Origin of the sequence: Pseudomonas viridiflava (assembly GCF_003702045.1) — a bacterium.
Classification (GTDB): domain Bacteria; phylum Pseudomonadota; class Gammaproteobacteria; order Pseudomonadales; family Pseudomonadaceae; genus Aquipseudomonas; species Aquipseudomonas viridiflava_C.
In genome coordinates this window covers 19,168-39,487 of record NZ_RBTP01000040.1, presented here as the reverse complement: position 1 = coordinate 39,487, position 20,320 = coordinate 19,168, and the positions used below count along the sequence as shown (strand labels likewise).

Annotated in this window: 18 protein-coding genes; 6 read left to right on the top strand and 12 right to left on the bottom strand. The window is 60.9% G+C overall.

Translation table 11 applies throughout. The features are described from left to right. Positions 1-468 precede the first annotated feature (468 nt). The 6 genes from ALP40_RS13030 to ALP40_RS13005 all read left to right on the top strand — a co-directional run bounded on the left by ALP40_RS13030 (position 469) and on the right by ALP40_RS13005 (position 9,209). A complete protein-coding gene (locus ALP40_RS13030; protein WP_122208671.1) occupies positions 469-1,332 on the top strand; it encodes an alpha/beta fold hydrolase in 864 nt (287 codons plus the stop codon). A gap of 75 nt (positions 1,333-1,407) precedes the next feature. After that, positions 1,408-2,601, top strand: a complete 1,194-nt coding sequence (locus tag ALP40_RS13025) for an efflux RND transporter periplasmic adaptor subunit (protein ID WP_122208670.1) — start codon at positions 1,408-1,410, stop codon at positions 2,599-2,601. Then, positions 2,598-3,692 (top strand): efflux RND transporter periplasmic adaptor subunit, encoded by a 1,095-nt coding sequence (locus ALP40_RS13020; RefSeq protein ID WP_122208669.1) that lies wholly within the window; start codon positions 2,598-2,600, stop codon positions 3,690-3,692. Before ALP40_RS13025 ends, ALP40_RS13020 begins: the two co-directional genes overlap by 4 nt. After that, a complete protein-coding gene (locus tag ALP40_RS13015) occupies positions 3,689-6,733 on the top strand; it encodes an efflux RND transporter permease subunit (protein ID WP_122208668.1) in 3,045 nt (1,014 codons plus the stop codon). Before ALP40_RS13020 ends, ALP40_RS13015 begins: the two co-directional genes overlap by 4 nt. 223 nt (positions 6,734-6,956) lie before the next feature. Next, positions 6,957-8,132: an MFS transporter gene (locus ALP40_RS13010; RefSeq protein WP_409077524.1), complete on the top strand. Its 1,176-nt coding sequence runs from the start codon at positions 6,957-6,959 to the stop codon at positions 8,130-8,132. Positions 8,133-8,441: 309 nt separating this feature from the next. After that, complete coding sequence (locus ALP40_RS13005) at positions 8,442-9,209, top strand: hypothetical protein (protein WP_122208666.1); 768 nt, start codon at positions 8,442-8,444, stop codon at positions 9,207-9,209. A gap of 133 nt (positions 9,210-9,342) precedes the next feature. Here ALP40_RS13005 and ALP40_RS13000 read toward each other — a convergent pair whose 3' ends face one another. The 12 genes from ALP40_RS13000 to gspE all read right to left on the bottom strand — a co-directional run bounded on the left by ALP40_RS13000 (position 9,343) and on the right by gspE (position 20,234). Beyond that, entirely contained in the window at positions 9,343-10,062 is a 720-nt protein-coding gene (locus tag ALP40_RS13000; protein ID WP_122208665.1) for an alpha/beta hydrolase, read from the bottom strand. Between the two features lie 74 nt (positions 10,063-10,136). Further along, positions 10,137-12,464 carry a type II secretion system secretin GspD gene (gene gspD, locus ALP40_RS12995; protein ID WP_122208664.1) on the bottom strand — a complete coding sequence of 776 codons (2,328 nt, stop codon included), beginning with the start codon at positions 12,462-12,464 and terminating at the stop codon, positions 10,137-10,139. Beyond that, positions 12,464-12,994 carry a general secretion pathway protein GspN gene (locus ALP40_RS12990; RefSeq protein ID WP_122208663.1) on the bottom strand — a complete coding sequence of 177 codons (531 nt, stop codon included), beginning with the start codon at positions 12,992-12,994 and terminating at the stop codon, positions 12,464-12,466. The genes gspD and ALP40_RS12990 overlap by 1 nt, the downstream gene beginning before the upstream one ends. Beyond that, on the bottom strand, positions 12,991-13,602 hold the full coding sequence (gene gspM, locus ALP40_RS12985) for a type II secretion system protein GspM (RefSeq protein ID WP_122208662.1): 612 nt from the start codon (positions 13,600-13,602) through the stop codon (positions 12,991-12,993). The genes ALP40_RS12990 and gspM overlap by 4 nt, the downstream gene beginning before the upstream one ends. Continuing rightward, positions 13,583-14,683, bottom strand: a complete 1,101-nt coding sequence (locus ALP40_RS12980; RefSeq protein WP_122208661.1) for a type II secretion system protein GspL — start codon at positions 14,681-14,683, stop codon at positions 13,583-13,585. Before ALP40_RS12980 ends, gspM begins: the two co-directional genes overlap by 20 nt. Further along, the gene (locus tag ALP40_RS12975) at positions 14,680-15,414 is read right to left on the bottom strand and encodes a type II secretion system protein GspK (protein ID WP_122208660.1); all 735 of its coding nucleotides are present in this window, start codon (positions 15,412-15,414) and stop codon (positions 14,680-14,682) included. Before ALP40_RS12975 ends, ALP40_RS12980 begins: the two co-directional genes overlap by 4 nt. Then, entirely contained in the window at positions 15,411-16,043 is a 633-nt protein-coding gene (locus ALP40_RS12970; protein WP_122208659.1) for a prepilin-type N-terminal cleavage/methylation domain-containing protein, read from the bottom strand. The genes ALP40_RS12975 and ALP40_RS12970 overlap by 4 nt, the downstream gene beginning before the upstream one ends. Beyond that, positions 16,040-16,411, bottom strand: a complete 372-nt coding sequence (locus ALP40_RS12965) for a prepilin-type N-terminal cleavage/methylation domain-containing protein (RefSeq protein ID WP_122208658.1) — start codon at positions 16,409-16,411, stop codon at positions 16,040-16,042. The genes ALP40_RS12970 and ALP40_RS12965 overlap by 4 nt, the downstream gene beginning before the upstream one ends. Further along, complete coding sequence (locus tag ALP40_RS12960) at positions 16,411-16,845, bottom strand: prepilin-type N-terminal cleavage/methylation domain-containing protein (RefSeq protein WP_122208657.1); 435 nt, start codon at positions 16,843-16,845, stop codon at positions 16,411-16,413. The genes ALP40_RS12965 and ALP40_RS12960 overlap by 1 nt, the downstream gene beginning before the upstream one ends. A gap of 8 nt (positions 16,846-16,853) precedes the next feature. Continuing rightward, on the bottom strand, positions 16,854-17,285 hold the full coding sequence (gene gspG, locus ALP40_RS12955) for a type II secretion system major pseudopilin GspG (RefSeq protein ID WP_122208736.1): 432 nt from the start codon (positions 17,283-17,285) through the stop codon (positions 16,854-16,856). A gap of 25 nt (positions 17,286-17,310) precedes the next feature. Continuing rightward, positions 17,311-18,513: a type II secretion system inner membrane protein GspF gene (gene gspF / locus ALP40_RS12950; protein WP_122208656.1), complete on the bottom strand. Its 1,203-nt coding sequence runs from the start codon at positions 18,511-18,513 to the stop codon at positions 17,311-17,313. Continuing rightward, on the bottom strand, positions 18,513-20,234 hold the full coding sequence (gene gspE / locus ALP40_RS12945) for a type II secretion system ATPase GspE (protein WP_183136040.1): 1,722 nt from the start codon (positions 20,232-20,234) through the stop codon (positions 18,513-18,515). Before gspE ends, gspF begins: the two co-directional genes overlap by 1 nt. Positions 20,235-20,320 lie beyond the last annotated feature (86 nt).

The window sequence follows — 20,320 nt, the reverse complement described above, 5'->3', positions numbered from 1 at the left end:
CCCCACTTATACCCCGCGACGCCTGCTTTTTGACGAGGTTAAGGCGTCTAGCCCGAGGCTTTCGGGCGTTTAGTTGTTAATCTGACGCTCCTTGCCAAGCGCTATTTTGTTTCTGAATGTTTCAGAAAATGTGTTAGCAGACCATTTTTCTTTCTGCAAGTTCCCTCTAATAATTCAACGTTTGCGCATCGTTCAGATGTTTTTCTCCGAATTAACTCAATTAACTGTCAAGAAATGCGTCACGCCGTCGATAGTAAAACGTGACCAGATCGACACTTTTATGGCGTCAGTGTCTTGTCGGTATACCAACACTGCGTTATCTATAGGCACCGTGATACACGGTCCAGATGCACCCAAAACAAGAACTCATCGGATTTCGCTCTGAACAGGGCGAGGCTTTCGGCATGGTCGCCGGGGCAGAGAATGCTGCACTAATTTCGTAGGATCGACATCGGCTGGGAGGCTGTTATGGGCGCACAATCAACTATTTTAAGCGTGGGCAACTACAAGGTTTACACCGAAACTTACTGGAAAGGCAGCCATGTAAAGACCATCTTGCTGGTCAATGGCGCATTGTCGACTACTGGCTCTTTCGGGCAAACCGTCAAATACCTTCAACCGCACTACAACATTGTTTTGTTCGACCTGCCCTTCTCCGGTCAGTCACGGGCTCACAACGCCGACGACATGATTGTGACCAAGGAAGATGAAGTCGGCATCCTGCTTCAGCTCATCGAGCGTTTCGAGGTCAACTACCTGCTGTCTGTGTCCTGGGGCGGTGTTTCGGCCCTGCTGGCGCTTGCACAGTGCCCTGCGTCGGTTGAAAAGGCGATCATCAGTTCGTTCTCGCCCGTGCTCAACGAACCCATGCTCGACTACATCGACAAAGCCCAGGTTTACCTGGCCGCCCGCGAAAAACGCAAGATCGGCGCCTTGCTCAACGACACCGTGGGCAAGTACTTGCCGCGCCTGTTCAAACTCTACAACTACAAGCACCTGATCAGCCTCGCCGAACACGAATACGGTCAGATTGATTTTCATATCGGCCAGATTCGTCAACTCAGCGCCAGCAATTACGTCGAGCGTTTTTCATCGATCAAGATCCCGGTGCTTTTCGTCAATGGTGAGAAAGATGAGTACACCACGGTCGAAGATGCCCGAACGTTCGCCCACTACATCAAACGAAGCAGTTTCGACGTAGTTCCAGATACCGGTCACTTTCTGGACCTGGAAAGCAAAGCGGCCTGGCACCACTCCCAACGTAACGTGCTCGCCTTTCTGGGCACCGAAGCCTGTAACGAGGAATGGCCCAGCGTGACTGCAATGGCCTGAAACGCCCGCGCCACTCCCCGTGGCGCAATGGTTCACGGATGACCGTTTATTTTTTTGGGCAGTGGCTATTCATTGATGATGTCTTTCTGTGCAGATCTTGTGCGTCGGCTCGGCCGCGCTTGCAAAACAAGCCGGCCGACCCACCTCCCTCCATTTAGGTTGCAGCTGTCTCTCGGTTGCACCGTCGCGATAACCCTGACGCTCGGCGCCTGCTCTGCGGACAAACCGGAAGAGAAGCGCCCTGTGCGGGTCGCAATCCAGGTGATTCAACCGCAGAACATTGCGACTGACGTTGTACTGAGCGGCGACATCCAGGCACGCAAGGTCACGGACCAGTCGTTTCGTGTCTCGGGCAAACTGGTGAAACGTTTTGTCGACGTCGGTGACCGGGTACGCGTCCATCAGGTGCTGGCCAGACTGGACCCGAGCGAGCAGCGCACGAACCTTGAATCAGCCAATGCCGACGTCATCGTCCGAGAGTCCCGGCTGCGCCTTGCCGAACAGAATTACCAGCGTCAGCAACGTTTGCTGCCCAAGGGCTACACCAACCTGAGCGAATACCAGCAGGCGCGTTCGAATCTGGACAGCGCACGCGGCGACCTGGCCTCGTTCAGGGCTCAACAGGCCACTGCACGCGAGCAGGTCGGCTACACCGAACTGATTGCCGTCGCGGATGGTGTGATCACCGCCCGGCAGGCAGAGGAAGGCCAGGTGGTGCAGGCGGCAGCGCCGGTGTTCAGCCTGGCGCATGACGGCGAGCGCGACGCGGTGTTTTCGGCCTATGAGTCGCTGCTCAGCCCTGACCGGATTGGTGATGAGGTGACGATCAGTCCGGTTGGCCAGCCAGACATCAGACTGACCGGCCGCATTCGCGAAATCACACCCATCGTCTCGCAAGCCAGCGGGACATTACGTGTCCGTATAGCACTTGCGAACGCACCCGACCTACCCGGCCTGGGAACCGTCGTCAGCGCGCGTGTGGAAAACGGCTCGCAGCGCGCCGTTGTCCTGCCCTGGTCGGCCCTGACCCGTACCCAAAGCCAGGCGGCAGTGTGGCGGGTGGATGACACATCACACGTCTCGCTGCGAAAGGTTCGGGTATTGCGCTATGAACACGGTCAAGTCGTCGTGGCCGAAGGCCTTTCGAGCGGAGATCGGGTGGTTTCCCAAGGCCTGCAATTTCTCTACGCAGGGCAACGCGTCGAGGTCGTCACGCTGCCTGAACAGCTACCCGCTGCCTCACTTGCCGTCGTGGAGCCGCAGCCATGAGCGCGCCCGGCATCGCAGCGCGACGCCTCTGGCTGGTCGGTGCGTTGATGATGATCGCCCTGCCCGGCTGCCGGGACAAACCGGTTCGCGAAATCGTCGAGCGCCCGGTGCTATTTGCCGAAATCGTCGCGCAGCATGACCTGTTGCATGGCCGCTTCGCCGGGAGCATCCAGCCGCAGTACGAAGTACCGCTGGGGTTTCGGGTTGCCGGGCGAATTGCCACCCGCCAGGCCGAGATCGGCACTCGGGTGCGCAAGGGTGAGCTTTTGGCCACGCTGGAACCCACCGAGCAACACAATCAGTTGCGCGCTCGACAGGCAGAGCTGAGCAAGGCGCAGTCGTCCTGGCAACAGGTGCGTGATGAGCAACTGCGTTATCAGCAACTGTTCGAGCGCGGTGTCGGCTCGCAAGCGCGGCTCGACCAGTTGAACAGCGACCTGCGCAACCAGGACGCCTTGCAACAACGGGCCGGGATTGCCCTGCAGCAAGCCCGCGATCACCTGTCGTACACACGGCTGTTCGCCGAGTTCGATGGACTGGTCACAGACTGGCGCGCCGAAGTCGGTCAGGTGATGTCTGCAGGGCAACCGGTGGTCAGCCTGGCGCGTCCAGAAAGCCGTGAGGCCGTGGTCGATTTGCCGGTCGGACTCGCTGCGTCGCTTACCGACACTGTGCGAATCAAGGTGACATCCCCCCTCAACGAGCAGGTATCGGTCACGGCGCAGGTGCGCCAACTGTCCCCGCAGATCGATGCCAACACCCGCACCCAACGGGTCCGATTGGCCCTGCAAAACCCGCCGGATCTGTTTCGCCTGGGCTCCGTCGTTAGTGTCGAAATCAGCGGCGCAGCGCCTGTGTCGCATCAACTGCCGCAAAGCGCCGTATTACAGCGCAATGGACAAGCGCAGGTCTGGGTGATCGACCCACTGACCTCAACCCTCAGTCCACGCGCGGTTCAGGTGCTCGCCCAGAAAAGCTCGACCGTGCAGGTCAGCGGCGAATTGCACCTCGGCGACAAGGTCGTTACCGCAGGCGTCAACACCCTGCAACCGGGTCAGAAGGTCCGTATGTCACGAGAGGTCGGCTTGTGAGGGAGCGCTTCAATCTGTCGGCCTGGGGCCTCAAGCATCGCACGCTGGTCTGGTACATGATGTTCGTTTCACTGCTGATGGGCAGTTGGTCATTCCTGAATCTGGGCCGTGAGGAAGACCCCTCGTTCGCGATCAAGACGATGGTGATCCAGGCCCGCTGGCCGGGTGCAACCCTGGACGATACCTTGCAGCAAGTGACCGACCGCCTGGAGAAAAAGCTCGAAGAAATCGACGCCCTGGATTACGTAAAAAGCTACACCCTGGCGGGCGAGTCGACGCTGTTCGTCTTTCTCAAAAGCGAAACCCGTAGCGCCGACATTCCCGAAGCCTGGTATCAGGTGCGCAAGAAAATCAGTGACGTGCGCGGCGAACTGCCCAGCGGCATTCAGGGCCCGGCGTTCAACGACGAGTTTGGCGACGTGTTCGGCAGCATCTATGCGTTCACCACAGACGGCTTATCCTTTCGCCAGTTGCGCGACTACGTCGAACAAGTGCGCGCTGACATCCGCAGCGTGCCCAACCTGGGCAAGATCGAATTGCTGGGCGCACAGCGCGAAGTCATCTACCTCAACTTCTCCATCCGCAAGCTGGCGGCGCTGGGCATCGACCAGCGCCAGGTGCTGCAAAGCCTGCAAGCGCAAAATTCCGTCACGCCCGCAGGCGTCATGGAAGCAGGCCCGGAGCGTATCGCGGTCCGGGCCAGCGGCCAGTTCACCAGCGAACAGGACCTGCTGGCGGTCAACCTGCGCTTCGGCGAACGCTTTTTCCGTTTGAGTGATCTGGCAACGATCGAACGCCGTTACGCCGACCCACCCTCTTCCCTGTTCCGCTTCAACGGCCAGCCCGCCATCGGTCTTGCGGTGGCCATGAAACAGGGCGGCAATATCCAGGCCTTCGGCACGCAATTGCAGCAGCGCATTGAAGCCCTGACCACCGAATTACCCTTGGGCATCGACGTACACCTCGTCTCGAGCCAGGCCGACGTGGTGGAGAAAGCCATTGGCGGCTTCACCCGCGCCCTGTTCGAAGCGATCCTGATCGTGCTGGTGGTCAGTTTCATCAGCCTGGGCGTCCGCGCCGGGCTGGTGGTCGCCTGCTCGATCCCCCTGGTGCTGGCGCTGGTGTTCGTGTTCATGGAATACAGCGGCATCACCATGCAACGTATATCCCTCGGCGCGCTGATCATCGCCCTCGGCCTGTTGGTGGATGACGCGATGATCACGGTGGAGATGATGGTGACCCGTCTGGAACACGGCGACACCCGTGAACAGGCTGCGACCTTCGCCTACACCTCGACTGCTTTCCCCATGCTGACCGGCACGCTGGTCACCGTCGCGGGTTTTATACCGATCGGTCTAAACCACAGTTCGGCGGGTGAATACGTGTTCACCATGTTCGCGGTGATTGCCGTGGCGCTGGTGCTGTCCTGGCTGGTGGCGGTGCTGTTTGCGCCGCTGATCGGCGTACACCTTCTAAAGGCCTCTCCCGCACACGCTGCGCCGGGGCGCTGGATGCGCGGCTTCAGTCGTATCCTGCGCAGCGTGCTGGAGCAACGCTGGTGGGTGATCGGCGTCACGGCGATGATCTTCATCGGCTCGCTACTGGCCAGCAAACTGCTACAGAACCAGTTCTTTCCGGACTCGGATCGCCCGGAAGTCCTGGTGGATATTTACATGCCGCAAAACGGCTCCATCGATGGCACGCGTCAGACGATGGACCGTTTTGAAGCCTCGCTCAAGGACGACCCAGACGTGCTGCGCTGGAGCTCCTACGTCGGCAAGGGCGCGGTGCGCTTTTACCTTCCGCTGGATCAGCAACTGAGCAATCCGTTCTACGGTCAACTGGTCATTGTCAGCCGTGGCGGTGAATCGCGTGACCGGCTGATCGAGCGCCTGCGTCAGCGCTTTCGTGACGACTACCTGGGCGTCGGCGGGTATGTTCAGCCTTTGAACATGGGGCCGCCCGTGGGCTGGCCGATCCAGTACCGCATCAGCGGACCGGACATTGAACAGGTGCGCAGTCAGGCAATGGCACTGGCCGCCCTGCTCGACACCCATCCCGACATCGGCCAGGTGATCTACGACTGGAACGAACCGGGCAAAGTGCTGAAGATCGATATCGCACAGGACAAGGTGCGTCAGTTCGGCCTGTCCTCCGAAGACGTGGCGCAGATTCTCAACAGCTTGGTCAGCGGCACCACCATCACCCAGGTGCGCGACAGCACTTACCTGATCGACCTGGTCGGACGCGCCGAAAGCGATGAACGCAGCTCGATCCAGACCCTTGGCAGCTTGCAGATTCCTACACCCAATGGCGCAACCGTGCCGCTGCTGTCTTTCGCCACCCTCAGCTATGAGCAGGAGCAGCCTCTGGTTTGGCGTCGTGACCGATTGCCCACCATCACGCTAAAAGCCAGCGTGCTGGGCAAGCTGCAACCGGCAGCGCTGGTCAAGCAGCTCAAACCGCAAGTCGATGCGTTCAGCGCCAGCCTGCCCCTGCGTTATGCGGTCGCCACTGGCGGTGCCGTCGAGGCCAGCGCTCGATCGCAAGGACCGATTCTGAAAGTGGTGCCGCTGATGCTGCTATTGGTCATAAGCTTTTTGATGATCCAGCTCCACAGCGTGAAAAAGCTGCTGCTGGTGGTCAGCGTGGTACCGCTGGGGCTGATAGGCGTCGTCGCCGCACTGCTGATATCGGGCTACCCATTGGGTTTCGTGGCAATACTTGGCGTGCTGGCGCTGATCGGCATCATCATCCGCAACTCGGTGATCCTGGTGACCCAGATCGACGAGTTCATGGCCACAGGCGAAACCCCTTGGACATCGGTCATCAAAGCCACCGAGCATCGATGCCGCCCCATCCTGCTGACCGCCGCCGCAGCAAGCCTGGGCATGATCCCGATTGCCCGGGAAGTGTTCTGGGGACCAATGGCCATCGCCATGATCGGCGGCATTGCAGTCGCCACGTTGCTGACCTTGTTCTTTCTGCCAGCGCTGTATGTGGTGTGTTATGGGATCAGGCCGGAGGGGCAAGGTCGTTGAGAAGATGGCAGGCAGGGGCGTGGGTACGAACCGGCTTCCATCATCACTCACAGAAATATCTTGTATCACCTCGGCACACCTACTTAATGCCGTGCAAAACCGTTAGCCTGCTCCGCATTCCATCCTGAGCGGCTCGCACGTCATTGAATGCGTGTGCAGCCCGATTGCCCGAGCGAGATCCGTGATGCCCCACTCGACCCATCCCCGCAACGGCAGCCTCACCATGACCCGTGGTCTGGTGATGCTGTTTGCGTTCTGCTGCGGCGCCATCGTCGCCAATATCTACTACGCCCAGCCGATCATTGAACTCATCGCGCCGGACATCGGGCTGTCCAGCACGGCGGCGAGCCTGATCGTGTCATTGACGCAGATCGGTTATGCGTTGGGGCTGTTCTTTTTGGTGCCGCTGGGCGACTTGCTGGAAAACCGCAAGCTGATGCTGCTGACCACGGCGGTGGCGACGTTGAGTCTGCTGGGCGCAGCATTTGCCCAGCAGCCGAACCTGTTCCTGCTGGTGTCGCTGCTGGTGGGTTTCAGTTCCGTGTCGGTGCAGATGCTGATCCCGCTGGCGGCGCACCTGGCCCCGGAGGAATCGCGTGGGCGTGTGGTGGGCGGCATCATGGGCGGTTTGCTGCTGGGCATTCTGCTGGCACGGCCAATCTCAAGCCTGGTGGCCGACCACTTCGGCTGGCGCGCGGTGTTCGGCTCGGCGGCGGTGGTGATGATCGGCATCAGTGTCGTGCTCGCGACCACCATGCCCAAGCGTGTGCCTGACCATCGCGCCACGTATGGCCAGTTGCTGTTTTCGCTGTGGACGCTGCTGCGCACCCAACCCGTTCTGCGTCAGCGTGCGTTTTATCAGGCGTGCATGTTTGCCACGTTCAGCCTGTTCTGGACGGCAGTGCCGCTTGAGCTGTCGCGCAATCATGGCCTGTCGCAAACCCAGATTGCCCTCTTCGCGTTGATCGGTGCCATTGGTGCGATTGCCGCACCGATCAGTGGCCGACTGGCTGACGCGGGTCACACACGCATCGTCTCACTGGGCGCGCTGTTGTTCGGCGCACTGAGCTTTTTGCCCGGTTTGGTCCACCCCGCCTACAGTGTCGTCGGCCTGGCCATCACCGGCGTGCTGCTCGATTACTGCGTCCAGACCAGCATGGTGCTGGGCCAGCGCACCGTCTATGCCCTGGACGCCGCCAGCCGCAGCCGACTCAACGCGTTGTACATGACCAGCATTTTCATCGGTGGTGCCATTGGCTCGGCCGTGGCCAGCCCGCTGTTCGATCACGGCGGCTGGACTTGGGTGCTGGTGGTCGGCACTGTCCTACCCCTGATTGCACTGCTGGCGTTCTTGAAAGATGCAACAGGTGAGCGAGCTGCGCGGATCAGCCAGAGCTGAGTGCAGCCAAACGCTTTTTTCGCGGACAGAACAGCCTGTCCGCGTTCCTTTGAACAACCCTTCTTCTGCCTGACGTGCTCTATCTCAATGATTGCACGACGTAACGCTGCACTTTGCACGAAAATTACCGGATAATCGCGCCGCGCCGACATGGTTCGATCGCCCTTCTGTTTCTTTGCGCATCAAAAAGCTCAGGCAGCGCGATTGAACACGGATCGTACAAACGCCTCATGACCAGGCCTTTATCTGCCATGCAGTTGATCTGACATCGGCACGCACCTCTCGATTTTCGAACAAGGCAAAACAGCAATGGACGCAGCACCACCCGCACCCACTCCATCACCCGCCGCCCGTAAGATTTCAGCGATTTTTGCCAGGATATCGTTAGGTATCGGCGGCATGATCGGTGCTCTGTGGAGCATCTTCACCTACCTTTTTCCAGACCCGAGCGTGCTGGGCCTGAACGTCGACTCGATCAACTGGCAAACTCTGATCACCATCGTCGCCAGCATGACGCTGTGCGGCGGGCTGGTCATCGCGATCATGGCCAGAAAACTGCCTGGTTTTCTGAAACTGGGCGTCTGGCTGCTGCTGGCACTGATCCTTTGCGGGGTGTTCTTCAAGCTGGGCGGCGAGTACGCCAAGCCCTCAGTGGAGTTTGCTCGCAGCCAGAAACTGTTCGTTGAGAACGACAATGCCAATGTATTCGGCAAGCGTGCAGAGACCGTCGACAACCTGACCCTGGAGCTGCTGGAGTGTGATCAGAACGGTCAGGCACCGACCTGTACGCTGGAGTTGGTGAACAAGAGTCCGGACCGTGACTTCCGTTTCCTGAACCCGGTCAGTCTGTTCGACGAAACCGGCGGCGCGTTGAACATGGTCCAGATGCGTGTCGGTGATGCAAAGTTTGATCGTTGGGATTCATTTCAGTTAATTCGTAACGTTCCGACCCGCTTGACGTTGACCTTCGAGGCAGCCAAGGGCCGACTCAAACTGTCCCCCGCGCTCAAGCTCACGTTCCGTGATCGCGAGAGCAAGGAAAACGTGCTCAAGTTCAAGGACGTAAAGGTCAATTAATCGTTGGGCCCTGGTTGTGTTCGATGCAACGCATGCGCTGGTTTCGCTGCCGGTGCCCGGCAGATCGCTGGCAAGCCGCCTCCCACAGTTCGGTGAACAGCTGTGAGAGGTGGCGAGCTGGAGAGAAGACCGGTCAGCGCGCCGACTTTTCCAGCCAATTCGCCAGGTCTGCAATCTCTGCCTCACTCAGGCTGTGCCCGAGCCCCTGATAGCCGTGAAATTCGGGCTTCAAGCCAAGGGCTTTAAGGGTCGCTTCTGCTTCAGGGCCACTGGCGTAGGAAACCTGACGATCTTCGGTGCCGTGGCCGATGAACACGTTCAATCCTTTCAGCTCATCACCAGGCTTGAGTTCGGATTTCACCACGCTCAACAGCCGCCCGCTCAACGCCGCGATTCCGCCCACCAGCGCTGGCTGACGCAGGGCCACTTCGTAACTCATCATGGCGCCCTGACTGAAACCCACCAGAAATACCTTGTCTGGCCGGGTCTTGTACTTGCTCGTCGCCTGACCGATGAACGCGGTCAATTTATCGGTGCTGTTTTTCAGGTCTTCGGTCACGCCGTCGTACTCGACGACGCCGGGCTTGCGGGTGAACCACTTGTAACTGTCGGGTTGCAGCTGCACCGGCGCCTGGACCGACAGGTAGTTGTAATCGGCCGGCAAACGCGCCTTGAGGTCGAACAGGTCTGCTGCGTTGCTGCCGTAACCGTGGATGAAGATCACCAGCGGCTTGTCAGGTATGTCGGCGCTGGCTTTCGCCAGGTAATCCAGTGGCAAGTCGGTGTTCAGGGTGTCCTGCGCCTGAACCAGACCCGAGCAGACAAACAGCAACGCAGCAAAAAACTTCAGCATCGTAGAAGACCTCTAATGAACGCTGCCCACGGGCAGCGTCTTGGGTGGACGAGGCGTCAAAAACTAACACATCCTCAGTTCTGCAGGCTGGTCCGCGAGGCTTCGGGCTTGATCAGTTGCATCTGCTGGCGATAGTCATCGGTGACCTGACGCGCCTGGCTGCTGCTGGTGATCACACGCGGCGTAATCAGCACGATCAACTCGGTGCGGTCCTTGGATTTCTGGCTGTTGCCGAACAGCCACTTCAAGCCCGGAATACGGCCTAGATAAGGCACAGCGTTAACCGTCTCGGCGTTGTCCTGCTTGATGAGGCCACCCAGCAGCACGGTCTGGCCACTCTGCGCCGCGACCTGCGTGGCAACCGAGCGGGTCGAAATGCGTGGGTTGCCGCTGGGGTCCGTGGTGCCGGTATTGGCGTCGCTGACCTGCTGCTGGATGTCCATGTACACCAGGCCGCCCGGATTGATCCGCGGCACCACATCGAGGATGACGCCGGTCTGCACGTATTCAACGCTGCTCAAGGTCGTGGCCGAGGCATTGGTGTTGACGGTGGTCTGGTTGATCGGAATGTTGTCGCCGACCTGAATCTGCGCCTGCTCGTTGTTCATCACGACCAGGGACGGAGCCGACAGCACTTGGGTGCGACCATTGCTTTCCAGGGCACGCAACGCCACTTGCAGGTTATTGCTGACAAACGAGTAGAAGAACGAGTCGGTGGCTGCCAGTGCAGCGCCGCCCGCGCCCAGCGCACCCTGGCTGCCAGGGGTGTTGATGACGTTGTTGGGCGTCCCGGCATTGCCTGCCAGACGACCCAGATACCATTGCACACCCATGTCCAGCTCACCGGTCAGCTTGACCTCCAGAATGCGCGTCTCGATTTGCACCTGAAGCGGCGGATTGTCGAGGCGCTTGATAGCCGACTCGATCTCCTTCCACTGTGCCGGACGCGTGCGGACCAGCAACTGGTTGCTGCTTTTCTGCGCCGTGATGCGGGTGCTGGCGTCCAGGGACTTGGAGTTACCCGTCGAGCCGCCTTCTTCGCTGGCTGCGTCGCTTTCGCCACCGCCCTGCTCGTCTTCGGATTCACCGTTACTGCCATTCTGGCTGTTCATGCCCTGGCTATTGCCGAAGCCGCCGCCGTTCATGCCATTCATGCCGCCACCCATGCCACCGCCGCTCATACCGCCGCTGCCCATGCCACTGGAGCTGCTCATGCCGTTGCTGCCGGTGCCGTTGAGCGAGGACAGGTTGGTGGTGCGCAGACCCGGGGCGACCTTGGCGGGCGAGTCGTCCTTGATCGCACCTGTGCCGTAGATCTGCCGCAGGTATTTGGCCAGATCCGTGGCTTTCATGTTGCGCACGTCGTAAACGTACATCTGAGGCTCGTTGCCGCCGCCTTCGTCGATGGTGTGAATCCACTCGCCGACCTCACGCAGATACTCAGGCTGCGAGGAGATCGCCACCACCGAGTTGGTCCGCTCGATAGGCAGGAAGCGCACCATGCCCGCCAGTGGCATGCCGCTGTCCGGGCCGAACATTTTTTGCAGTTCGGGCATCAGCTCGCCGACCGAGGCGCGTTGCAGCCCGAACACGCCGACCGACATGCCTTTGAGCCAGTCCACGTCGAAGGTGTCGATGGTGTCCTGATAATTCGCCAGTTCTTCCGACGTACCGGCCATGCTCAATACATTGCGCGCCGGATCAACCAGCAGGAAGGCGTTCTCACGGGCAAAGGGCTTGAGCAGCTTCTGCATCTCGTTGGCCGAGATGTAGCGCAGCGGAAACAGGCGCGCCGACATGCCGGCAGAGGGCTGAGCCACGCGCATTTCCGGGACCAGCTTGCCGGCAACGGCCTGATTGGACGGCAGGATGACATAGCGGTTGCCCTGCTTGATCATCGCGTTATCGGTCCAGGACAACAGGGTTTCCAGAATTGACAACGCTTGCTGCTTGTTGACTGGCTTGGAGGTGGAGAAACTGACATCCCCCTTAACACCCTGGGCAATGCTGTAGTTCTCGTGCAGCAAGTCGCCCATGATGCTGTTGATCACCGCCTGGATTGGCTGATTGGTGAAGTTGAACACGATGTCGCCCGTCTCACCCGCCTTGGCGGCCGGGGCCGCTGCGGGCTGGCGGATGAAACGCTGGTTACCCTGAATGATCTGGCGCTGCGGGGAAATCGCAGGCGACGGGGGCTGCGCCTGAACCGGCAGCTGTTCGCTGCGTGGATCCACCGGCGGGCGTTGTGAACCTGTTCCCTGGAGCGCTTCCTGCAGCATGCCATTGTCGGGGTCGAGGGTATCTTGCCGTGATGCGCAGCCGCCAAGGGCGACAGCAGTGGCGAGACAAAGCAGGGGGGTGCGCAAGGTAGCGATGACGGAAACTCCAGGAAAGGTACCCATCACTGGGTCGAATCGTTGGTAAGGGAAATGGGGGGTGTCGTCGATGGCGGCGGCAGACGCGGCGCGGGCAGGCGCAGGGTCTGTGTGCGACCGTCGAGGCTGAACGTGGCTTGCATCGGGTCGAGTCGATCAAGTGTCCAGCCGTTGGCGAGCGTATCGCCCTGTTTGATTTTCACGGCAGGGCCGCTGGCCTGCTTGAGTAATGCCACGCGCAATGTACCGTCGAGTATGACGCCAGTCAGGGTCAGGCCCGCCAGGCTGCTGGCCTGAACATCGCTCTTGCGCACCGCAAGATCAGGGCTGCGGTCGGTGCTGAACAGCGGGGTTTTCCAGGTATTGGCCAGGCTATCCAGCGCCACGGTCGGCGCACTGTAAGTCGGCGCTGGGCGGTCGGCAGAAGTGCGCGGTGCCTGTTCCGGCAGCCAGTCCGGCGAATGCGCGGCACCGCTGAGAATCAACGCCGCCAGCGCGGCGAGTACTGCGGCGATACCCAGCAAGGTCCACTCCAATGGACGCATCGAACGCATCATTGCTCGCCCTCCCCGGCAACTGCCGGTTGCAGGTAGCCGCGCACCAGCAGATGCACGACCAGCTTGCCGGCACCGCCTGTGGCAGGGGCGTCGGTGTCGCGGCGCAGGCTCATCTCGTCGACGAACAGAAACGGACGCTGGTATTCCAGCGCATGCAGGATGGCGGTCAACGGCTCGATGGCGCAGTCCAGCGTCAAGCTGACCTTCACCTGCCGATAAGGCTCGGCGCTGTCCTGTTCCGGGGTGATAGGCATGCGCTGGGTCAACGCACAACCGCCGCCGGTGTCGGCCTGGCTGCTGATCAGGTCGGCGACACGCTGCATCAGGTCAGCCGCCACGGCACTGGGATCATTGCCTGGCAGCAGACTGGTGCTGCTGGCCGGATCGCTGCGAGCCTGCTCCAGTTGCTCGCGCAGAGCGTCTCCCTGTTTCAACAGACTGGCATAGCGCTGCTGCTGCTCACGCAGCTGTTCGGTTTGCTCGCCGATGTCGCGCAACGGGCCGGCAAACCAACTGCCGATCAGCAGCCAGTAGGCCAGATAAAGGACCAGCGCCAGAATGATCAGCGCCGCACCCCGCCGCTCACGGCTATTGAGTGGACGACGCATCGGCGCTCTCCTGCGATTCTGAGGGATCAGACTGTTGGGGCTGATCCGGCTGCTGGCTCTGGCGCAAATGCGCACGCAGCGAATACTGGTCCTTGCCGGTCTTGCTGTCCGGCTGGATCACGCCCTGGAACTGGGCGTTATCCAGACTGCGACAGTCCTTGACCCTGCCAATGAGGGCGCTGGCCTTGGCGCTCTGGCCTGCAAAAGCCACCTCGGCGCTGTCGCTGATTTCCAGATGATCGATCCAGGTGTCGGACGGCAGGCAGGCGGTGAGTTCGCTGAGCAGCGCCGACAGCGGCGGTTGCGCAGCCTTGCGCCGCAACAGGTAATTGGCCGCGCCACGGGTGTTGGTCAGTTGTTGACGCAATTGCTGGACTTCGCTGACCTGGGCCTTCTGCGCCTTGACCTCGGCCTGCATCTCTTCAAGCAGCTGCTGGCGGTCGTTGAGCCACAGCAGCATGGTGCCCAGCAGCAGCCCGGCAGCCATCCACAGCAACCCGCGTTGCAGGCGATGGCCTGAACGGGACTGCTGGGGACGCAAGGGGCCTGGCAGCAGGTCGACTTTCATGCGGGCTTCAGGGGTACCGACATCCACCACGTCAGGCCTGAGGCCCTGCGCCGCGCACGCCTCCAGAATGGCGTCCAGCCTCTTGCGCAGCACCGCGACCAGCGTGACCTGAATGAAGCTGGCGTTACGACTTTCCTGACGGGCGACGAAATACACCTGCCCGGCATCGAAAGGCGTGAACCGGTCCAGCTCGTAACCGATCACGGTCGGCAGATTACGCGCCGCCGCCACCGGCAGTTGCAAGGTCTGGATCAAGACCAGGGATGAGGGCAACAACAGGGTCTTTTGCGCATCGGCACCGGAGGCGACCACCGGCTCGAAGAGCGGCCAGGCATACACCTGCTCTACGGTTTCGTGAACCAGCCACTGCCGGACACGCGGCGGCAGGCAGGCGCGCAATTCTGCGCTCCACCACTGCCAGGCCTGTTGCCCCAGACTGCCACGCCATTGCTGGACAACCCGGTCGCGAAGAGCGATCAGCGGTGCCAGACGTGCTGAAACGGATGCATTCATTCTTGCCAACGCAATACCCGATAAGGCTGTGCGCTTCCCTCCGATGGGCTCAATAAAATAATGGTTTGTAACAGGGCGACTACGCCGTCCGGTCGTTCTGCACGGCTGTCGATGGCCAGCACCTCACCCGCATCGGCTCCCACCGCGCTCTGGTTCGGCAAATTCAGCGCCCGGCGCAACAACGCCGAAGCAAAAGCAGGGTCAGGCCGGTCCAGCCCGCTCCATAACGTCACTTCCGGCAACAGCCGGGCGTACAGCGCTTGAGTCATCCCCGGCAACTGACGCACTTCTTCCACCACACGCAGCGGCGCCTGACCATCGTCACGCTGCGCCTCCACGGTCTGCGCAATGCTGCTGGCCAGATTGCGCGACGCACCGCAGGCTTGCAGCAGCCGGGCGATATCGGCTGCGGGCGCACTGTTGAGGTCAAGCTTGCCGCGCTCACTGCGAATACTGATCAGCAGTTGCGTATCATCCAGCCGCAAGGCCACCGGCCGTCCATCGGCGACCCAGCGCTTGCGCTGGGTCGGATCAAGCAATCCTTGTACCGCCATGTTCAGGCCACCTTCAGCGGCCAGCAGCGCGTGTGTGCTTTGACGCAGCCAGAGCGCCTGACGACTCTCAAGCTGCACCCAGCCGGCCAACCCGCCCAGCAACAGACTCAACAGCGCCAATACCCAGAGCACCACCAACAACGCCACGCCTTGCTGGCGCTTATGAAAACCGCTCACTGGCCGCCCGCCCCGCCTGAAAGATCCAGACGCAAGGCCACCACTTCGCTGACCCAGGCAATGGAGCCTTTGACCCTGGCATCGATGCGCACCGCACCGGGCAGGCGTGTCGGCCAGGGCCATTCGTTCAGCCAGCCCGTAGGTTTGCCCTTGGGGGTGAGGCCGCGATAGCTGAAATTCAACGCTTCAACGTTGTGCAACAACACCTGCGGGTCGCCCCAAGGCTCAAGGGTGATGCCGTTGGCCGAGGTGTGAATGCGAGCGAACGCCACCTGCAAATCGCGCTTGCCCTCAGGCCCCTTAAGTTCCAGGGTATGCAACTGGATCCCGCCGCCCAATTCCCCCGGCAATGTGGCCACGAACCGCAGACGCTCACCCGTGCCCTCAAAAAAGCCGCTGTTGGCGTCATCTTCGGCGGAGGTGTCCAGCGGCAGCGCCTGACTGATGGATGATCGCAAGAAAGCTTGTGCAGCGCGCATTTCATCCAGCCCCACGGTGTAGCGCTCGGCCTTGAGCACCGCACGATTGGCGCCCAGCAAGGCGCCGGCAACCAACACCAGCAGCACGCCCAACAGGCTGATCACCAGCAGGACTTCCAGCAGGGTGAACCCGCGCTGTCGGCCTTTCAAGATCCGGCACCGGTCACGGCGCCGCGCAGACGCAAGGTGCTGAACTGAACACGCCGCTGATGTTCCAGTAACGTCAGATCCAGACGAAACAGCCGGGCCTGATCGTTACTGCCCGAGACTTGACGGATGTCCAGATTCCAGTCGATACCGGCCACCCGCCCCTTGCGTGTTCCGTTTTCAAGCGGGCCGCCGCTTTCCTGATCGAACACCGTGCGCGCAGCATGACTCAACCGGTCGCTGCGCGATACCTGCTGCAACGAGCGTGCGCTTTGTCCGAAGGCCACCAGCAAAACCCCGCTGCACACCGCCATGACCGTCAGGGCGGCAAGCATTTCAAGCAGCGTGAACCCGGACTGCGACGTTTTCATTAAAGAGGGCGCACCTGGACACTGCCCGTAAGCCATCCGATATCGATGCGCCAACGACGATCACCGTCGGCCACCATCACGTTGCCGCCGCTCGATCCGCCGTCGGGGTAAAACTCCACTGCCGAGCCCAGGTCAGACGCCGTTTGCATGGTCACCTGCAAATGCTCAGGCCAGCGCTGCTCGCGCTTTCCGGGTGCCTTGAACGTCAGGTGGCGCAGGTCGAACTCGGTGCGTGCCGGTTGTCCGGTCACGATGGCCCGTACGCGGGTAGCGCGCAACGCTTCGACCATATCGCCCACTGCCCGACGTTCGCTGGCGGTACTCAATCCCTGCTGCAGGCCAAACCCTACCAGACCGACAGCGATGCTCATCAACACCAGCACCACCAGCATTTCCATCAGGGTAAAACCACGACTTGCAGCACGCATCTTCATACCGATAGTTACTCCCAGTTACCCAGATCGGCGCTGTAGCCTTCACCGCCAGGCTGACCGTCCTGACCATAGAAAATCAGATCGAAGCTGCCGTGCTGGCCGGGGAACCGGTAGCCGAACGCATGACCGAACGGGTCTTTGAGGTCCGAAGGCTTCGCGTACGGGCCATTCCAGCCAGCGGCGTTACCGGGTTTGTCAGTCAATTGCTGCAAGGTCTTGGGCGGCGATCCGACGTCCAGCGCGTAGCTTTCGATCTTCATGCCAAGGCTCGCCAACTGCGCTTTGCCAGCGCCGTATTTGCCTTTGTCGACGTTGCCGCCCACCTGGCGCACGACGATGGTCGCCACGATGCCCAGCAGCACGATAACCGCGAGCATCTCAAGCAACGTGAAGCCGCTCTGTCGGCGTGCAGGGGTAAAGCGTTTACGGCTAGCGTTCATCGGGGTGATTTCCTCGTTCATGAATTCAGATATTGCTGGTCAGGCTCATCAGCGGCAGCATGATCGCAAGCATGATCACAGCGACCATGCCTGCCATGACAACCGTGAGCGCCGGGACCAGTGCGGCGAGCATACGGTCAATGCCGCGCTTGGCTTCTACGTCGAATATATCGGCCACTTTGAGCAGCATGCTGTCCAGTTCGCCAGCCTGTTCACCGACTTCGATCATTTGCAGGGCCAGATCGGGAAGCAGCGGCTGTGCACCAAAGGCGCTGGCCAGCGTGCCGCCGCCTTTCACCGACTCGGCGGCCTGCTCCACTTGAGCCTGCAGTGCGCGGTTGGTGCAGACCTGACGGGCGATAACCAAAGCCTGTAACAGCGCCACGCCATTGCTCAACAACGTACCCAGCGTGCGGGTCAGGCGGGCCGCTTCGATCCGTTGCAGCAGCGGGCCGATGACCCGGATGCCCAGCACCCGACGATCATGACGTTCGCGGCGCTGCGGATCGCGCATGCGAATCACCAGCCCCCAGATCAGCACGATCAGACCGGCGAAAACGGCCAGCCCGTAATCGCCGAGAAACTGCCCAAGGTCCAGAATGACCTCGGTGATCAACGGGATCGGCACCCCAAGATCCTTGAAGATCGGCACGAACTGCGGCACCACATAGGCCAGCAACAGCGCCAACGAGCCCAGCACGCCGACCACCAGAAACGCAGGGTAGATCAATGCATTGATGACCTCGCCACGCAGCAATTGGCTGCGCTCCAGATAATCGCTCAACTGGCGCAGGGTGCTCTCCAGCGCGCCACCGGCTTCACCTGCGCGCACCATGCTTATATAAAGCGGCGAGAACTGGCTGCCCTCCTCTTCCAGCGCGACAGACAACGGCTTACCGGCTTTGACCTGCTCACGAATGCGCTCGATCAATGCCTTGGTCTGTGGTTGTCCGGGCTGTTTGAGCAGAATTCCGAGTGATCGTTCCAACGGCTGCCCCGCGCCCAGCAATGTCGCCAGTTGCTGAGTGAAGCTGACCAGCGCCGCTCCATTGAGCAAACCGTTGCCCAGCGCACGGCGCAGACCACCAAGACCTGCGCTGTCGACCTGCAAGACCATCAGGCCACGCTTTTGCAGAGCCGCAACGGCGGCGTCCTGATCGCGGGCCTCAAGCGTGCCATTCTGTTGCACGCCCTGGGCGTCCAGCGCACGGTACTTGAACAGGCTCATCAGCTCTCACCCCGAGTGACGCGCAACACCTCTTCCAGCGAAGTCACCCCGGCCACTGCCTGACGCAGACCTTCTTCATGCAACGTGCGCAGACCGCCGCGACGGGCAGCTTCTTCCAGCGTGGAGGCATCGGCGTGGCGCATGAGCAGGCTGCGCAGCTCTTCATTCATGACCAGCAATTCCGTGATCGCACTGCGGCCGCGATAGCCGCCGCCCGGCGCATCGGATCGCGGCCGGTACAAGCGAATCGGGCGCTCGTCGGTAAACCGCTCAAGACCATGCTCGGCAATCAATTCAGGCGGCGCATCGAAGGCTTCACGGGTTTCCGGGTCGAGGCGGCGGACCAGGCGCTGGGCCAGAATGCCGTTGACGGTCGAGGCAATCAGGTAGCTTTCCACGCCCATGTCCAGCAGACGCGTGATACTCGCCGCGGCGCTGTTGGTGTGTAGGGTGGACAGCACCAAGTGGCCGGTCAGCGAGGATTGAATCGCGATACGGCAGGTTTCCAGGTCGCGCATCTCACCGATCATGATCACATCCGGGTCCTGACGCACGATGGAGCGCAGTGCGCCAGCGAAGTCTAGCCCGATGGCCGGCTTGACTTGAATCTGGTTGATGCCTTCGAGCTGGTATTCCACCGGGTCTTCAACGGTGATGATCTTGCGCTCGGCGGTATTGAGCCGCGACAGCGCAGTGTAGAGCGTGGTGGTCTTGCCTGAACCGGTTGGCCCGGTGACCAGCAGAATACCGTGGGGCCGTTCGAGCACATCGAGAAAATGATCGAGGCGTTCGCCATCGAAACCCAGGCTTGGGAAGTCGAAATCGATGGTCTGTCGATCCAGCAGACGCATCACTACGGATTCGCCAAAACTGGTCGGCACGGTCGAAACCCGCAGGTCCAGCTCCTTGCCTTGAATACGCAGCATGATCCGCCCGTCCTGCGGCAGTCGACGCTCGGCAATATCCAGACGGGCCATGATTTTCACGCGAGAAATCACCGCAGCGGATGAACTGGACGGCGGCGCTTCAGCTTCGTGCAGCACACCGTCAATGCGGTAACGCACTTTGAGCTGACTTTCGAACGGTTCTATATGAATGTCGGAGGCGCGCTGCTCGACAGCACGCTGCAGAATCAGGTTGACCAGGCGAATGACCGGCGCTTCGGACGCCAGGTCCTTGAGGTGCTCGATGTCTTCCAGCGAGCCGCCTTCATCATCGAGGTTCTCGATCAGCGTCCCCATCGCCGAGCGACCCTGGCCGTAATAACGCTCGATCAGGGTTTCCACTTCATTACGCGGGCCGATCGCAACCTGCACCGGCGCTTCGCACGCGTACGCCACTGCCTGAAACGGATAGAGCACGCAGGGGTTGGCACTCAGCACCTGCACGCCGTCTTCATTCCAGCCGACCGGCACCACCTGATACTGCCGCATGAAGCGCTCGGTCAGCGGTGGCAACGGATCCAGCAGCGGCGGCAATGCATCGGCCATTAATAGAGGCGCTTGCAACAACGCAGCCCAGGCACGCGCCAGTTCAAATTCGGACACCACCCCCAGACGCGTCAGCAGCCCTAGCAACTCGGTGCCTTCGGACTCCTGCTGCAAACGCTGCGCGCGCTCAAGATCCTGGGGCTTGAGGCCAGCATGCTCGGTCAACCAGGCACACACCTGCCCTGCATCGGGGATCAGTATTTGGGTGGCATCGACGGGGGCTGGCTGCATGGGCGAGAACATCTACTACTCGGAGGGACAGGTTCACGACCCTCGCCTGCCTTCGTAAGGCCCGACAAGGATCGTGGTCAGAAGCA

Bases quoted from the DNA above. Each gene is read 5' to 3' on its own strand.
- gspM (WP_122208662.1), bottom strand. From the start codon at position 13,602: ATGCGTCGTCCACTCAATAGCCGTGAGCGGCGGGGTGCGGCGCTGATC.
- ALP40_RS12965 (WP_122208658.1), bottom strand. From the start codon at position 16,411: ATGAAAACGTCGCAGTCCGGGTTCACGCTGCTTGAAATGCTTGCCGCC.
- gspF (WP_122208656.1), bottom strand. From the start codon at position 18,513: ATGAGCCTGTTCAAGTACCGTGCGCTGGACGCCCAGGGCGTGCAACAG.
- ALP40_RS12960 (WP_122208657.1), bottom strand. From the start codon at position 16,845: ATGAAGATGCGTGCTGCAAGTCGTGGTTTTACCCTGATGGAAATGCTG.
- ALP40_RS12980 (WP_122208661.1), bottom strand. From the start codon at position 14,683: ATGAATGCATCCGTTTCAGCACGTCTGGCACCGCTGATCGCTCTTCGC.
- ALP40_RS13005 (WP_122208666.1), top strand. From the start codon at position 8,442: ATGGACGCAGCACCACCCGCACCCACTCCATCACCCGCCGCCCGTAAG.
- ALP40_RS13000 (WP_122208665.1), bottom strand. From the start codon at position 10,062: ATGCTGAAGTTTTTTGCTGCGTTGCTGTTTGTCTGCTCGGGTCTGGTT.
- gspD (WP_122208664.1), bottom strand. From the start codon at position 12,464: ATGGGTACCTTTCCTGGAGTTTCCGTCATCGCTACCTTGCGCACCCCC.
- ALP40_RS13020 (WP_122208669.1), top strand. From the start codon at position 2,598: ATGAGCGCGCCCGGCATCGCAGCGCGACGCCTCTGGCTGGTCGGTGCG.
- gspG (WP_122208736.1), bottom strand. From the start codon at position 17,285: ATGAACGCTAGCCGTAAACGCTTTACCCCTGCACGCCGACAGAGCGGC.
- ALP40_RS13030 (WP_122208671.1), top strand. From the start codon at position 469: ATGGGCGCACAATCAACTATTTTAAGCGTGGGCAACTACAAGGTTTAC.
- ALP40_RS13010 (WP_409077524.1), top strand. From the start codon at position 6,957: ATGACCCGTGGTCTGGTGATGCTGTTTGCGTTCTGCTGCGGCGCCATC.
- ALP40_RS12990 (WP_122208663.1), bottom strand. From the start codon at position 12,994: ATGATGCGTTCGATGCGTCCATTGGAGTGGACCTTGCTGGGTATCGCC.
- ALP40_RS13025 (WP_122208670.1), top strand. From the start codon at position 1,408: ATGATGTCTTTCTGTGCAGATCTTGTGCGTCGGCTCGGCCGCGCTTGC.
- gspE (WP_183136040.1), bottom strand. From the start codon at position 20,234: ATGCAGCCAGCCCCCGTCGATGCCACCCAAATACTGATCCCCGATGCA.